Source organism: Sediminitomix flava, assembly GCF_003149185.1.
GTDB classification, from domain to species: Bacteria; Bacteroidota; Bacteroidia; order Cytophagales; family Flammeovirgaceae; genus Sediminitomix; species Sediminitomix flava.
In genome coordinates, this window is sequence record NZ_QGDO01000001.1 from 371,252 (window position 1) to 385,354 (window position 14,103).

12 protein-coding genes and 1 pseudogene are annotated in these 14,103 nt (G+C 37.4%); 3 read left to right on the forward strand and 10 right to left on the reverse strand.

Features of this window, described 5'->3' with window-relative positions; translation table 11 throughout:
* Positions 1–124: 124 nt before the first annotated feature.
* The 7 genes and pseudogenes from BC781_RS01405 to BC781_RS25845 all read right to left on the reverse strand — a co-directional run.
* On the reverse strand, positions 125–895 hold the full coding sequence (locus BC781_RS01405) for an SDR family oxidoreductase (protein ID WP_109615460.1): 771 nt from the start codon (positions 893–895) through the stop codon (positions 125–127).
* A 28-nt stretch (positions 896–923) separates the two neighbouring features.
* On the reverse strand, positions 924–1,799 hold the full coding sequence (locus BC781_RS01410; protein ID WP_109615461.1) for a BKACE family enzyme: 876 nt from the start codon (positions 1,797–1,799) through the stop codon (positions 924–926).
* 97 nt (positions 1,800–1,896) lie between these two features.
* Complete coding sequence (locus BC781_RS01415) at positions 1,897–2,718, reverse strand: enoyl-CoA hydratase/isomerase family protein (RefSeq protein WP_109615462.1); 822 nt, start codon at positions 2,716–2,718, stop codon at positions 1,897–1,899.
* A 156-nt stretch (positions 2,719–2,874) separates the two neighbouring features.
* Positions 2,875–4,860 (reverse strand): ATP-binding protein, encoded by a 1,986-nt coding sequence (locus tag BC781_RS01420; RefSeq protein ID WP_109615463.1) that lies wholly within the window; start codon positions 4,858–4,860, stop codon positions 2,875–2,877.
* A gap of 326 nt (positions 4,861–5,186) precedes the next feature.
* The gene (locus BC781_RS01425) at positions 5,187–6,785 is read right to left on the reverse strand and encodes an acyl-CoA carboxylase subunit beta (protein ID WP_109615464.1); all 1,599 of its coding nucleotides are present in this window, start codon (positions 6,783–6,785) and stop codon (positions 5,187–5,189) included.
* A gap of 46 nt (positions 6,786–6,831) precedes the next feature.
* Entirely contained in the window at positions 6,832–7,287 is a 456-nt protein-coding gene (locus tag BC781_RS01430; RefSeq protein ID WP_245935561.1) for a TetR/AcrR family transcriptional regulator, read from the reverse strand.
* A 12-nt stretch (positions 7,288–7,299) separates the two neighbouring features.
* Positions 7,300–7,458: pseudogene (locus tag BC781_RS25845) on the reverse strand (TetR/AcrR family transcriptional regulator); the annotation flags it as partial.
* A 220-nt stretch (positions 7,459–7,678) separates the two neighbouring features.
* On the opposite strand from BC781_RS25845, the gene BC781_RS01435 reads away from it, so the two are divergent.
* Positions 7,679–7,912 carry a hypothetical protein gene (locus BC781_RS01435; protein ID WP_109615466.1) on the forward strand — a complete coding sequence of 78 codons (234 nt, stop codon included), beginning with the start codon at positions 7,679–7,681 and terminating at the stop codon, positions 7,910–7,912.
* A gap of 27 nt (positions 7,913–7,939) precedes the next feature.
* Here BC781_RS01435 and BC781_RS01440 read toward each other — a convergent pair whose 3' ends face one another.
* From BC781_RS01440 to BC781_RS01450, 3 genes are read right to left on the reverse strand one after another with little or no spacing between them, the layout of a single operon-like run.
* A complete protein-coding gene (locus tag BC781_RS01440) occupies positions 7,940–8,785 on the reverse strand; it encodes an SDR family NAD(P)-dependent oxidoreductase (protein ID WP_109615467.1) in 846 nt (281 codons plus the stop codon).
* 16 nt (positions 8,786–8,801) lie between these two features.
* On the reverse strand, positions 8,802–9,482 hold the full coding sequence (locus tag BC781_RS01445) for a TatD family hydrolase (RefSeq protein WP_158281368.1): 681 nt from the start codon (positions 9,480–9,482) through the stop codon (positions 8,802–8,804).
* A gap of 60 nt (positions 9,483–9,542) precedes the next feature.
* The gene (locus BC781_RS01450; RefSeq protein ID WP_109615469.1) at positions 9,543–12,359 is read right to left on the reverse strand and encodes a S8 family peptidase; all 2,817 of its coding nucleotides are present in this window, start codon (positions 12,357–12,359) and stop codon (positions 9,543–9,545) included.
* A gap of 535 nt (positions 12,360–12,894) precedes the next feature.
* Here BC781_RS01450 and BC781_RS01455 point away from each other — a divergent pair.
* The gene (locus BC781_RS01455; protein ID WP_109615470.1) at positions 12,895–13,701 is read left to right on the forward strand and encodes a M57 family metalloprotease; all 807 of its coding nucleotides are present in this window, start codon (positions 12,895–12,897) and stop codon (positions 13,699–13,701) included.
* Positions 13,702–13,720: 19 nt separating this feature from the next.
* On the forward strand, positions 13,721–13,867 hold the full coding sequence (locus tag BC781_RS25705) for a zinc-dependent metalloprotease (protein WP_262510258.1): 147 nt from the start codon (positions 13,721–13,723) through the stop codon (positions 13,865–13,867).
* The last annotated feature ends 236 nt before the right edge of the window (positions 13,868–14,103 follow it).

Sequence of the window (14,103 nt, forward strand, 5' to 3'; positions counted from 1 at the left end):
GAGTGAACAAGAACCTAAACCTCCACCGTGCAAGAATAATAAATGCAATACACGCTCCCTTAACTTTGATCTATCAACTTATGTCTAAAAAAATAATTCGACTTTATGAAGTATTACTTTAGAATCACACCTTAAACACATCACCCCACAATCTTTGCCCTCCATCCAAATACACAGTCTCTCCAGTAATAAACTTTGCCATCGGACTCGCTAAAAAAGTAGTCAGATTCGCGACATCTTCTGTTGAACCCAAGGTTTTGAGAGGAATCTGATCAGACAAGCCTTTCAGAATCTCATCGGGGTATTGTTCTAAGCCCGTAGACTTAATGATACCCGGTGCAACAGCATTCACTCTGATCTGATAAGGACTCCATTCCACAGCAAGGCTCTTCGTCAAGTTATCTACACCTGCTCTTGCCGCTCCCGTATGTGCCATTCCCGGGAATCCTCTAAAAACGTTCGCGATTATGTTTATAATATTGCCAGATTTTTGAGGAATAAAAAATGCTTTGGCTAAAATTTGAGAGACATACCATGTCCCATTCAAATTATTGTTTATCACAGCATTCCATCCTTTGATTTTTATATCTTCTGCACGAGACGGAAACTGACCTCCAGCATTATTGATTAAGATATCAAGACTTCCCCACAAGGACTTTACTTTTTCGGCAAGCAACTCAACAGATTCAACTTCTCTGATATCACAAACTTGATATTCACAAACACCAAATTCTTGTAATTCAGTTTGTGCCTTGATCAGTTTTTCTTCCTTACGAGAAGCAATCAGAACCTCTGCGCCGTACTGAAGAAAGTGTTTTGCTGTAGTGTAACCAATCCCACTTCCTCCCCCTGTCACAACTACTTTTTGCCCTTTGAATATATCTTTTTGAAACATGGTCTAATTCACGAATTAAAAAATAGATTTAGCTCAATTCAGCATTCTCTTTCTTTGGTAAAGCAAGAATTGCCCTCGCTTCTTCAATACTTGCCGGCTCACTGTCTAACATCCTCATCATCTCAACAGCCTTTTCCACACATTCACCATTTGATTTTGACATATCGCCATTTGGCAAGTAAAGATTGTCTTCCAAACCGACACGGAAGTTTCCTCCCATGGTGATTGCAGCAGCAACCATCTTCCATTGCTTGCGCCCAATGCCGACTACTTGCCAATGTGCTTCAGAAGGGATTTGCTTTACTTGATGTAAGAGGTTCTCAGTGGTAGCGGGGATACCTCCTAAGACGCCCATGATCATACTAAACTGATAAGGTGGTTTCAGGATGCCCATATCTATGAGCGGCATGGCATTGTTGAGATGCCCAGTGTCAAAACACTCCATCTCTGGCCTACAATCGGCTTCATTCATCTTTTCTAAAAAGTATTTGATGTCTTTGAAAGGGTTTGCAAAGACAAAATCATGGTAAAATTGCTTTTGCTTTTTAGAATAGATGGCATAATTCATTGATCCCATATTGAGAGCAGCCATATCGGGCTGTAGTGCAGAGATATGATGGATGCGTTCTTCTTGAGGAATGCCAATTGCACCTGTAGAATAGTTGATGATCACGTTCCCACACTTGGCTTTTACGGCTTCGTCAATTTTACGGTATGATTCTACATCATAGGCAGGCATTCCGTTATCTTGACGTGCATGAATGTGTAAAATACTTGCTCCCGCCTCTATCGCCCTCCTTCCTTCTTCTGCGATTTCTTCTGCAGTATATGGAATTCCTTCACATTGTGTTCTATTCGCCAAAACACCTGTCAAAGCAGCTGAAATAATTAGTTTTTGGGGCATTGTATGTGTTGTTTTTTGATAAAAAGTGTCTGTTCAATACGGTATTTATTATAAAGACAAGGCATGCCTTGTCTCTACATGTTCTTTAATGATAAACCTACTTTCCTTCCCACACGGGATTTCGTTTTTCTTTAAATGCTTGAATGCCTTCTCTTGCATCTTGGGTTTGGATGACTTTTCCCAGCATATCTCTCAAATATTTGTGTTTCTCAGACTGACTTCCTTGGCTCAGCTTTCTATAAGCTTCAATCCCATAGTGTAGTGCAAGGGGCGCATTGGCAGAAAGCTCTTTTACAATCTTATTTACGGCTTCATCTAATTCAGATTCTTGGGCAATTTCAGTGACTAAGCCTAACTCTTTGGCTTCGTCGACAGGTAAATCATATCCTCTCAGACACCAGTCCAAGACTTTTCGTGCAGGCATGACATCCATAAGGCTCGCCATGACTTGGAAAGGGAACAATCCCCTTTTTACTTCGGGAAGCCCCAATCGGATGCCTTCTTTTGCGACAACTTGAGTTGCTCCAGCCAAAAGTAAGAAGCCACCAGCGAAGACGGGACCTTGTACCTTGACAACGCAAGGTTTGTGACACTTAAAGAAGATTTCTCCAATCAAGATTTCTTCTTCAGCAGTGGGTACCGTAGAGTCATGTTCTTCAATGACACCCATAAATGCCTTCAAATCGGCTCCCGAACAGAAAATATCACCGTTCGCTTGTAAGAGTACCACTCGAATATCGCCATGATGATGTGCATAAGCGAAGGCGAAGGCCATCTCATTGAGCATGACAGGGTGCAATGCGTTCTTTTTGTTTGGTCGGTTTAGCGTTACAACCAAAGCATGCTCTTTTACCGCTAGCTCAATAAAAGCGAAGTGGTAAGTAAAGATGTTTTCGGTTTGATCTTTCGTAAAATACATGTTGTCTATTGTGTTTATCTAGTCGTTGATGTTCTATTTCAGTTTTTTGTGTTGATACACTATGAATTTATGATAAAGACAAGGTATGACTGCGTCCGCCCTTGTCTCTACGCTATGGATAGTGATTTTCCGACAGTGCGAATAGCATAAGAGCCATTAATCCTCCTCAATTTTTAATAAAAGCGTACCTGCCTCTACTTGATCGTTGGTTCTGATAAATATATCCACGATGCTTCCATCTGCATTTGCAGTGATGGTATTCTCCATCTTCATGGAAGTTAGGATTAACAAGGCTTGTCCTTTTGATACCTTGTTTCCCTTCTCTACCAAGACCTTGATGATCTCTCCGGGCATTGGCGCGGTATACCCGCCCTTGATTTCTTCTTTCTCTGGCAAAGGCAATCGTTCCAAAAGTGTCGTTTCGGTTACTTTTGCCTTATTACTTTCTTTTACGTAATAAGTACCGCTTCCAGCTATTGTGTACGTCTTGACAGCATCATTAAGCTGTATTCTGATGCTTTGCTCATCTGTGGAAAGTACAGAAGCTTTATAGTTCTGATCATTGACCGAAATCTCAAAACCAGTTTTTACGACCTTATAATTAACTTGTACTTCGTTTTCTCCCACTTGATACTTGTCAAATTGGGGTTGATAGAAGTTATTGCGCCATGCAGAAGGCAAGTTGCCAAGGACATGCTTCTTCTGATTTCGTTGATTCCACCTGAATAACGATAGTGCGATCAATGGTTCAATTTGCGCAGCGCTTTGTTCTTGTTGATATTTTAAAAGAATGTCAGTTTCATCGAAAAGACGAGTGTGATATACCCCTTTTTGAATGTTTTCTTGCTCAAATAGGTATTGCAAAAAGTCTTGATTGGTAGTTAAGCCCAAGCAATCTGTTTTCCCTAAGACAAAGTGCATCTTACGAAAAGCAGCATCACGGTTTTCTGCCCAAACAACAAGCTTCGCTATCATTGGGTCATAAAATACGCTGACGTCATCGCCTGTCTGAACGGCAGATTCATAACGTACCCCTTCCATATTTACTTCCGACCATTTCAGTACAGTACCAGTAGCGGGCAAGAAGCCTTTCATACTGTCTTCGGCATATAACCGAAGCTCTACGGCATAGCCTTTTTGAGGAATGTCATCTTGATTTGTGATTGGTAAGACTTCTCCTTGGGCTACTCTTATTTGCCACTCAACAAGATCGAGTCCTGTTATCATTTCAGTGACTGGATGCTCGACTTGTAGACGTGTATTTACTTCCAAAAAGTAGTACTGACCGTCTTCGGTAAGGATAAACTCGACAGTCCCCGCATTTACATAGTTTAATGCTTTAGCTGCGTTTATTGCAGAGCTTGCCATCTGTTCTTTCACCGATGCTGAGAGTACAGGCGAAGGTGATTCTTCTAAAATCTTCTGATGACGGCGTTGTAGTGAGCATTCTCTTTCATGAAGATGAATTGCATTGCCATGTTCATCACCAAATATTTGGAATTCGATGTGTCTAGCTCTTTCAAAATACTTTTCGAGCATCATGGCATCGTCACCGAAAGCATTTTTAGCCTCGCTTTTTGCCATTTCATAGGCACTTTGCATTTGAGACGGCTGTTCTACAATTCGCATTCCCTTTCCACCACCTCCAGCAACGGCTTTCAGTAATACGGGATAGCCAATGCTTTCTGCCTCTGTGGTGAATCGTTCTAAAGATTGGTCGTCACCTTTATATCCCGGAATGACAGGTACATCATGTGCTTCCATCAGACTTTTTGCCAAGGATTTTGATCCCATTTGCTCGATGCTATCTGCTTTCGGTCCGATGAAAATAATTCCGCTCTCTCTACAAGCTGTTGCAAAAGCAGCATTTTCAGCTAAAAACCCATATCCGGGATGTATCGCTGTGGCTTCAGTAGCCTTTGCCGCATTCAATACTTTCTCAAAGTTGAGGTAAGTATCTGCGGGAGCATTTCCGCCTAATGCAATCGCCTCATCTGCCTCTTGTACAAAGAGTGCATTGGCATCTGCATCAGAAAAAATAGCAACGGAACGAATCCCCATCTTCTGACAGGCACGAATGATTCTTCGGGCAATCTCACCTCTGTTGGCAATCAGTATAGATTCAATGATACGCATTGACATTGGTCTGTTGTTTTCGGGTAAAAAGTGTTTTGGTCGTAGATGATTACAAATACTCGGTGTACACAAAAAAAGTGGTTACACGTTATGTTTGACTGACTAAATTATCTGATGATAATGTCTTTGTTTATGTTGTATTTTCAGTCGTAGAGACAAGGCATGCCTTGTCTGTACCTAGTACGGTCTATCTGATGATAATTCTCTCTATTCTAAACTTTAGAATATATTTTTCGAGTCTGAAGAACTGCGTTCGCCTCTTTCTTTCACTCATAAACTCTTAAATCACTTCGTTAACTCTAAGAATAGAGAAGGTAATCAACAAATACAGCTTACATTCTGAAGACTCCATAAGAAGAAGTGCCTTCGTAGACTTTATTGTTGACGATGGCAAGGCAAAAGCCCAAATAGTTTCGGGATTCTCTCGGGTCGAGGATGCCATCATCCCAAAGTTGCCCTGTACTGTAGAAAGCTGTCGACTTCTTATCGACTTCTGCCATCATATATGCTCTCAAGTTCTTTGCTTGCTCTTCATCGTAAGGAAGTCCAGCCTTTTGTGCAGCTTCTCTTTGGATCAGTTCCATGACCCCAGCCAATTGTTCCCCTCCCATTACCGCAATCTTTGAGTTCGGATAAGCAAAAAGGAAGTCCGGTTCGTAAGCTCTGCCATTCATTGCGTAATTCCCTGCCCCAAATGAGGCTCCGACCATCAGCGTAATAGATGGTACTTCACTATTGGAAACCGCATTAATCAGTTTTGCACCATTTTTTATGATTCCTCCCTCTTCGTAGTCTTTTCCAACCATAAATCCAGTGATATTTTGGAGAAAGATAAGAGGTGTATTGTTCTGATTACAGAGCTGAATGAATTGTGCTCCTTTATTTGCCGATTCAGAGAATAGCACACCGTTGTTTGCGATAATCCCGACTTTATATCCGTGGATTTTGGCAAAACATGTCACTAATGTGTTTCCATAATCAGGTTTAAATTCTGAAAACTCGGAACCATCTACAATTCTCGCAATGACTTCTCTTGCATCATAAGGTACTTTAATATCTGCAGAGACAATACCGAGCAGTTCATCGATATCATAGACCGGTTCTTGTACCTCGGTGTCTGGTACTTGTTGTGGAGTGGCATCTTTCAGTTGCGCTACAACCTCTCGGGCTAACCGGATGGCATCGTACTCGTCTTCTGCCAAATAATCGGAAACTCCAGAGACTTTAGAGTGCATGCTTGCCCCTCCTAAAGATTCATCATCTACGACTTCATTGGTCGCCATCTTGACAAGTGGAGGTCCTGCCAAAAATACCTTTGCTTTATCCTTAACGAAGATTGCATAGTCGGACATTCCAGGAACATATGCCCCACCTGCAGTGCTATTTCCGAAGACTACCGAGATATTTGGGATGCCTTTCTTGGAACGACGGGTTATGTCACGGAAACTTGCGCCTCCGTAATTGAAAATTCTTTCTTGCTCAGGAAGATGAGCACCCGCGGACTCCACCAAGTTGACAACAGGAAGGTGATGTTTCTCTGCGATCTCCCCCAAACGTAAACTTTTATTGAGTGTAGCGTAATCTACTGCTCCACCTTTCAAAGTTCCAATGTTTGAAATGACCATGCAGAGTTTCCCACACACGAGTCCAACTCCTCCAACGGTCGTACCGCCAACACCTAAGCCTTTTCCTCCTAAACCAACAAGTGGCATCAGTTCGAGAAAGGGAGAATCTTGGTCTAGAAGAAGTTCTACACGTTCACGAGCGAGTAATTTGCCTTTACTTCTCGCCTTGAGGATGTGTTTTTCCTTTCCTTGGAATCGACTTTTCTCCATTTTAAGGTTCAAGTCGTTCAAGAGGACTGACATTTCCTCATAATTCTTTTGATAAGCCTCTGAGTGCTTGTTTACTTGGGTTTGGAATAGACGCATAGTCTTTGGGTGTTCCTAAATAATCTATGTAGAAAAAGTTTTACTGCTATTTCAACAATGCTCGCTCAAAATTCTCTCTTCCTTTGTCTGTAAGATAAGGTTTGAACATATCCCACATTGCTTTTCGGACTTCAAGCTCCCATGCCTGTTCTGAAGGGGTGATGAATTCTTGTACTGGCCAGTGGAAGAGTGTCATCCACACGAGTTTGGCTAGTCTTTCATACTGTCCTTCTTCTTGTTCCGCGATCATATTCCCTGATCCCACCGAATAATCGAACATTGCTTTGATATATGCGATGTGTTCATGGGCGTACTTGCTTTGTAGCTTCCCTAATTCGGGAAATTGACGAAACAAAGACATGGTATCTAGGATGACGAACTTATATTTCTCGGTCAGACCGATGATCATAAGAGACTGACGGTTGATGACTTCAAAAGATGGAATGGCTTGTACTTCCGATAAAGCAGTTTTGCGTTCATTTTCCATCTGTACGAAGAGCATCTCGACAATCACGTTTTTATTCTTGAAATGATAAGCGAGATTGCCGGGACTCAGCCCTGCTTCCTCAGAAATATCTCGCATTGTGACTCCACCGACTCCTTTTGTATTAAAAAGCTCTAATGCCGCATCTAAAATCCTTTCTTTCGTGCTCAATTTCTTCGGTGCTGTCATATCATTTTCAGTTCCTCATTCTAAAATCCTTAAATAAATTAGAACAAGAATTCTAATTTTACAAGCACACTAAAGAAAAAGTTTAAAAAATACACTTAATAATCTTCAGTACATGGTCATTTGTCTTCAGATTTAGATAAATGATGTTAAGTACAGCTAACTCTTTGCTTAAATAGCAGTTATAGTTATAGTTTTAGTATAAGACTAAAAATTAAAGAAAATGATTGAATTGACGATAAACCCTACGGACAAGAAACAACTCAAAATCAAACAGACATTAGAGGATATGTCTTTGGCTAGAAAAGTAGTTGAAAAAGAAAATCATCAAAGCCCAACACTTTCACACAGTGGTAAAACGTATTCAGGATTTGATGATATTGAAAAGTATATCGAAGAATTAGTCCAGTTACAGAAGCAGTGGTATGCTTGCCGATGTGATATGTTTGCTGATTAAATTAAAGTGGTCTATCGCTTGACCACTTTAATTTGTCACTTTTTCTTCTTTTGACTTCAAAGGATTATTCCCCTCAAAATTTGCCATTGAATCGTAAATTCCCAACCCTCTTCCGATCAATAAGTCAAACCATCTTACAGGAAGAATTCCCTTGATAAAAGGTGATAACCTATTCATAAATGGCATTCGTACAAATATTTTATTCTTACCAACTCCCTTAACAATTTGTTTCGCAACTTCTTCTGCTGTGAGTGTTGGAGTTAAGAAATTTGATTTAAAGCCTGTAAACATTGTGGTATTTACGTGTCCTGGTTGAACAGTAGTCACTTTTATATTTGTCTTTAGCTGTTCCATTTCCAAGCGCAAAGACTCAGACCAACCTGTACTTGCCCACTTCGATGCACAATACACACTCATTTGAGGGCATGACACCAAACCAGCTATTGAAGTTATATTTACAATGTGTCCTTGCTTTCGTTCAATCATTCTTGGTAATAATGCAGAAGCCACATACATACTCCCTTTGGCATTTACATCCATCAATAAGTCTATTTCCTCTGTCTGCATTTCATGAAAGTATTTTCCAATCATGACGCCCGCATTATTGAAAAGAATATCGATATGAATATCTTCCTCAGCTAATTGTTGTGCAATTTCTTTTACTTCGTTAGGATTAGAAATATCAACAACTTCTCCCCTCAGTTCACAATGAGTTGGTTGAAACTCATGATAAAGTCGGTGAACTTGTGTTAAATCTTTATCTAAATAAATGATTGATTTAGCCTTCTGAATTAGCCCTTGAATAAGTAAAGCTTTCCCAATTCCTGCACATGCACCAGTAATCAGAATGGTTTTATCTTTGAGTTTTGTCATAACTTTAAAAAAATGATTAAGACAAGTCAAAAAGTCTTTTAAAAGTGATGTAAATATTTTCTTTCAGTTCCTCAAGTTCTATCCTATGTATTTGAGCAACCTGATTATAAATGTCTTTGATTTCGTACTTTTCTTGATCGTCAGTTTCAAGAAAGAATAATTCGCCTTTCAACTCTCTTATGGTTCTAAATGCTTTTGTTTTTTCATTAAATAAAAAAGCACCAAAAGAAGGAATAATACCTTTTTGAATGCATTGTTTAGCTATTTGAATATTGGCATTAAAACCGTGAATAATCCAAGGCATTTGAGCTTTTGAAGACTTTCTTATTTCTAAAATTTCAGAATAAGCCCTTACACAATGAATAATTAATGGCTTTTTAAGTTCTTCTGAAAGTTCAATATGCTTCAAAAATATCTCTTTTTGAAAATCTAAAGAAACTTCAATTGCTTTATCTAATCCACTTTCACCAATAGCCAACAGATCACTTTCATTTTCAATACTTTTTAGAAATTCGTTCCAATTGACCTTTTCTACTTTGTTATAATCCCAAGGATGCCAACCAACTGAAAAAGGTATTTCAAAGCTATTTTGCTCAAAATCTTGAATGAAAATATTTTGAATACTTATCTGTTCTGCTCCTCTTTTTCCATTAAAATGTGTGTGGATATCTACAAAAGGATAATTGGTTTCTGTCAAAAATATCTAATAATTAAAGTCCTGTGATTAGTAAACTAGAAATCAAATATATACAAGATTTTAGAAAGTCTGATCTTTTTGAATTATGATTCTCCCCGAATTAAAAAAAGTCCCATTCTCAAGAACTTGAAAAACATATACTCCCTCTGACAGATTTGGTAAAAAAATCTCATCAATTTCGCCCAATAAATCTGTCTGAAAAACAGCTTTTCCATATAAATTATATAACGTAAATGTCTTTGGCTGATTTGATGATTGAATGTAAATCGGATACTGATTAAGTACAGGATTCGGATATACAATTAAATCTTTCTCTTGGGTAAATAAAATTGAAGCCTCATCTGATAAAATCAGACTTTCATCCTCTAATATTATTGAGGCTCTAAACACTTGTCTTCCTGTTCCTTCTAGCGGGATACTTAAATTTAGTAAAGTCTCTTCAATATTATCTTGAATACTCAATACCTCTGAGAATCCATTTTCAACTCTCTCGAAATGCACTTCTTTAACTCCCAAAATACTACCAAGTTCTAAAGACAAATGTGCTAAATCATTTTCTCCTTTCTTCACCAAAAAACTTGAAATATAACATGAACTAAATTGAGTATTTAAATCAACTGCATAAGAAGACAATCCTCTTCGTTCATTTTTGAAATATGGTGTGAGAGAGAAGGTTTCGGGAATTGACACTCTTTTTTCGAAATACTTATAATTTTCTTTTTCTAAACTATAAAATGATTTAACTCCTTTACTTATTTCAGCTATTTCATAACTCTCAATATTTGAGATAGAATCCCATGCTAAAATAAATCGATCATCGCAGTTTACTGCAAAATTCAAATTCGGAATAGGATTGACTGTAAACTCATCAGAATAAAAATATTCATTCTCAACTTTCATTCGTAACTGTCCAATACTTGTTACTTCAGGGATAAACCATTCATAATACCCTAAATTGAGATCAATATCATTTTTAACTTCTCTCCAACTATCAGCCTCATCACTAAGATTATCCCACTTTACTTCTAAAGTTCCTAACTTACTTTCAAAAGAATTTCTCCATCTGACAATCCTAGTTTTACCACTCTCTAATGGATCTGAAAAAGTTGGGTAAGTCCATTCAAATTTATCCTTAACTGTATAATCATATGAAATAGAAAATTTCTGAAAATCAGTATGTAACTCAGTTGATTTCACCTCTATGGTATACATTCCTTCAGTAGGTTTTTTCACCGAAATGTATTCAACATTATTAAGGTGATCTTCAGCTCTAATCGCATCCAATTTTAAACTGTCAATATGATTAGCAGAAGAAAGTACCCAAGGTAAAACTTGCCCCCCTTCATTTGTTTTAAGAACTGCATCTAGGTCATTTATTAAAGCCTTATAATCTCCTAAATTTGCCTGTGGATCAGTCCAAACTAATGAGAGTTTCAACTCTGAAACATCGGATGGTATAGAAAATGAAAAGCTTTTTATTTCATTTTCCTTCAAAGAATCTTCAAAAAACTGATGATTGATTAAAGTTGACATAGCTCTTTCCGCATCTAATCTACCATATCCAGAAATGTAATCAGGCCCTTCATTTTCTATATCGATAGCAGTAGTTATTAAAAGAGATTTGATTAAAGATGAAAGAGCTGAACCAGCATAACGTTTTTGATAGGCTTCTTTCAATAAAATTGCAGTACCCGAAACATAAGCGGCAGCATCTGAAGAACCATTTCTTCCATAAGCTACAATTTCTGGCTTTAATCTACCATCATAAGCTGGACCTCTAGAACTTCTCAGGTCAACTTCATAATATTGATTATGTGCTCCAACCAGAAGTATATTTTTAGCCATCTTCACTTTTCCACTAAGGTTTGCAAAATTACCTATACCTTTATATGTACCTATTTCTGGGATTGAATCACCTTTATTCCCAGCCGAAAAAACATGAAGTATTTCAGGGTTTTCAAATACTTGCTGGTCATAAGCCGAGGACTCTAAACTATAGTAATTAGCAATATCAAAACCATAAGAATGATTTTGTACGTGTACATCCAAATCGGAAAACATCTTAGACACATCGGGGAATACATTTTCATATGAAGTTGAAGCCAATGATGTTTTTGGAGCGACTCCTTTTCCTGTGATAAATGAATTCCCTGCCCCTCCTATTAAAGTCGCCATAGCAGTCGCATGGTTTGAAGTTTCTAATGCTTCAAAGTTAGTCGTTACTGATCTGTCAGATAAATCAATATCTTCTTTATTGAATTGCAATTCTTTAATTGCTACTACTTTTTCCTTACCTAAAAAATCTGCGAATTTATGATGCAAAAATTGTATTTGATTAACTGAAAGGTCTAACTCATTTAAGGGGCTTTCAGACAGAGGTTTATTAGCGATATCTATCCGAGTTACACTTTTAAGTGACTGAACTTTCACCAAATTTTCAGCACTCAGACGCAGTTGATAACTATTATATTCAGAATACTTTTTCACAATTCCATACTTGATTTTATTCAATTGGAGTTCTTGAATAAAATCAGACTCTAAACTAAACTGAATCAGGTAATTGCGCACATCATTTGGGGGATTGTAAAAATTTGAGGCATAGAATTTTACAGAATCATCTAAACCTATCGAATCTAATATTGAATCGCTTTTTACACCTTCAACAATATAACTATCCTTACCTTGCCGTCTATAAATTTTAAGTTTTCTACTGTCTTTATAAGCTTGATTAATTTCACCTTTTCCTACTTCAAATAAAGTGTTTGGTGAGCTAACTTCTATACTTTGAACTGTTTGTGAATGTATTTTTTGAAGAATAAATAGGTTTAAAATCAATATATGCGATATGTGATAGAATTTTTTTTGAAAAAAAATCATAGTGAAAAAGTTCAATATTAGTTTTTGAATTGGAATATAAATGAGTTTTTGAAGTGTAAACTCATCGTTAGTAACATTATATTTAAGTTTATTTTCTTCCTTAACTAGTGATTACATCTACAAAAACCTATACATAGAATTTTCATAAGAGCTAGCTAAATTCAAAAGATACAAACATCTGAAAAATTACCATTTCACAGAATTATATTTCTTGTAAGTAAAATTATCAGCTTACAACATCGTAAATGAAAGAATTATAATTATTCAAGATTTTAAAATCTTATGAGTTTACTCATTTTAAGTACAGTTGTTAATCTTACGTTATTAACATAATACAAATTCAAATCTAGCATCCCAAAAGAACTATAAAAACCTGTATTTGTACAAGTTACAAAGTTTAATTTATATTTGACTTAAATTCATTTACAGAAAAATCCAATTCAATTCACTATTGAGTGAACTATCCCAACTTGAATTCATAGAATGTTAATACATAAAAGGCTCATTCAAGTTTTCACTCTTAAAAACTAATTCAATGAAAAAAGTAACATTATTATTAATCGTTACAACACTTGTAATTTTTTCTGCATGTACATCTACTGAAGAAAATGTTCAACCAAATGAGGTTACTCCTGAAATCATGGCTAAAATTGAGGCTCTTGGTTTCAACACTAAGGACTTCCCTGTTCATCTTCACGATGGAAATTTAGTTGTAGAGAATGACATCGTTTTCCGTCTAGATCAACTAGACTTTATGTCTTCTCGTTCTCAATTTGCAACTGAAGAACATTATAGTACAGATAACTTGGTTACTGGACTTCCTCGTACAATTAATGTTTACGTTAGCACTAGCTTCCCTCAAAAGTATTTTGATGCTGTGGATGCAGCTAATGCTCGTTACAATGCTGAAAATCTAACTCTTACTTTTCAAAGAGTAGGAAATAGCAATTTAGCTGATATCAGCTTTACACCTTCTCCTTGGTGGTATAGATTTTATGGCATATTGGGTTCTGCTGGATTCCCTACAGCAGCAGGAGATCCATACAATGAAATTTTGTTGACAAGAGCTTACTACGACAACGTGACTGATCTAGGAGCTTTAACAACAACAATTGCTCATGAAATGGGACACTGTATTGGTTTCCGCCATACAGATTATATGGATAGAAGCTTCAGTTGTGGTGGTGCAACAGACAACGAAGGAGCTTCAGACATTGGTGCAAATCTTATCCCAGGTACACCTTCTAGTCCAGAAGTAGGTTCATGGATGCTTGCTTGTTCAGATGGTACGAACCGTCCATTTACAAGCGGTGACGTTACTGCATTGAACTACCTATACTAGACCAATTCAACATCTAAAGCTGACTCATAATCTTTATAATCTAGGTAATTTGACTATAATAATCGCTCATGAAATTGGGCATTGTATAGGCTTCTGCCACACAGATTATATGGATAGAAGCTTTAGCTGCGGTGAGCTTATGATAATGAAGGTGCTTCAGATATAGGTGCAAATTATATTCTTGGTACACCTTCTAATCCTGAAGTAGGCTCTTAGATGCTTGCTGGTTCGGACTCGTCCTTTTACTAGCGGCGACCAAACTGCATTAGACTATTTATACTAAAAGTGTAAATACACTTTAAATATTAAGAATGAGCCTTTCACCACCTTGCTTGAGTGAGCAAGGTGGTTTTTAAATAAAAAAGACTACCCAAAAAATTGAGTAGCCTTTTAATATAATAT

Bases quoted from the DNA above. Each gene is read 5' to 3' on its own strand.
- BC781_RS01405 (WP_109615460.1), bottom strand. From the start codon at position 895: ATGTTTCAAAAAGATATATTCAAAGGGCAAAAAGTAGTTGTGACAGGG.
- BC781_RS01410 (WP_109615461.1), bottom strand. From the start codon at position 1,799: ATGCCCCAAAAACTAATTATTTCAGCTGCTTTGACAGGTGTTTTGGCG.
- BC781_RS01415 (WP_109615462.1), bottom strand. From the start codon at position 2,718: ATGTATTTTACGAAAGATCAAACCGAAAACATCTTTACTTACCACTTC.
- BC781_RS01420 (WP_109615463.1), bottom strand. From the start codon at position 4,860: ATGTCAATGCGTATCATTGAATCTATACTGATTGCCAACAGAGGTGAG.
- BC781_RS01425 (WP_109615464.1), bottom strand. From the start codon at position 6,785: ATGCGTCTATTCCAAACCCAAGTAAACAAGCACTCAGAGGCTTATCAA.
- BC781_RS01430 (WP_245935561.1), bottom strand. From the start codon at position 7,287: ATGCTCTTCGTACAGATGGAAAATGAACGCAAAACTGCTTTATCGGAA.
- BC781_RS01435 (WP_109615466.1), top strand. From the start codon at position 7,679: ATGATTGAATTGACGATAAACCCTACGGACAAGAAACAACTCAAAATC.
- BC781_RS01440 (WP_109615467.1), bottom strand. From the start codon at position 8,785: ATGACAAAACTCAAAGATAAAACCATTCTGATTACTGGTGCATGTGCA.
- BC781_RS01450 (WP_109615469.1), bottom strand. From the start codon at position 12,359: ATGATTTTTTTTCAAAAAAAATTCTATCACATATCGCATATATTGATT.
- BC781_RS01455 (WP_109615470.1), top strand. From the start codon at position 12,895: ATGAAAAAAGTAACATTATTATTAATCGTTACAACACTTGTAATTTTT.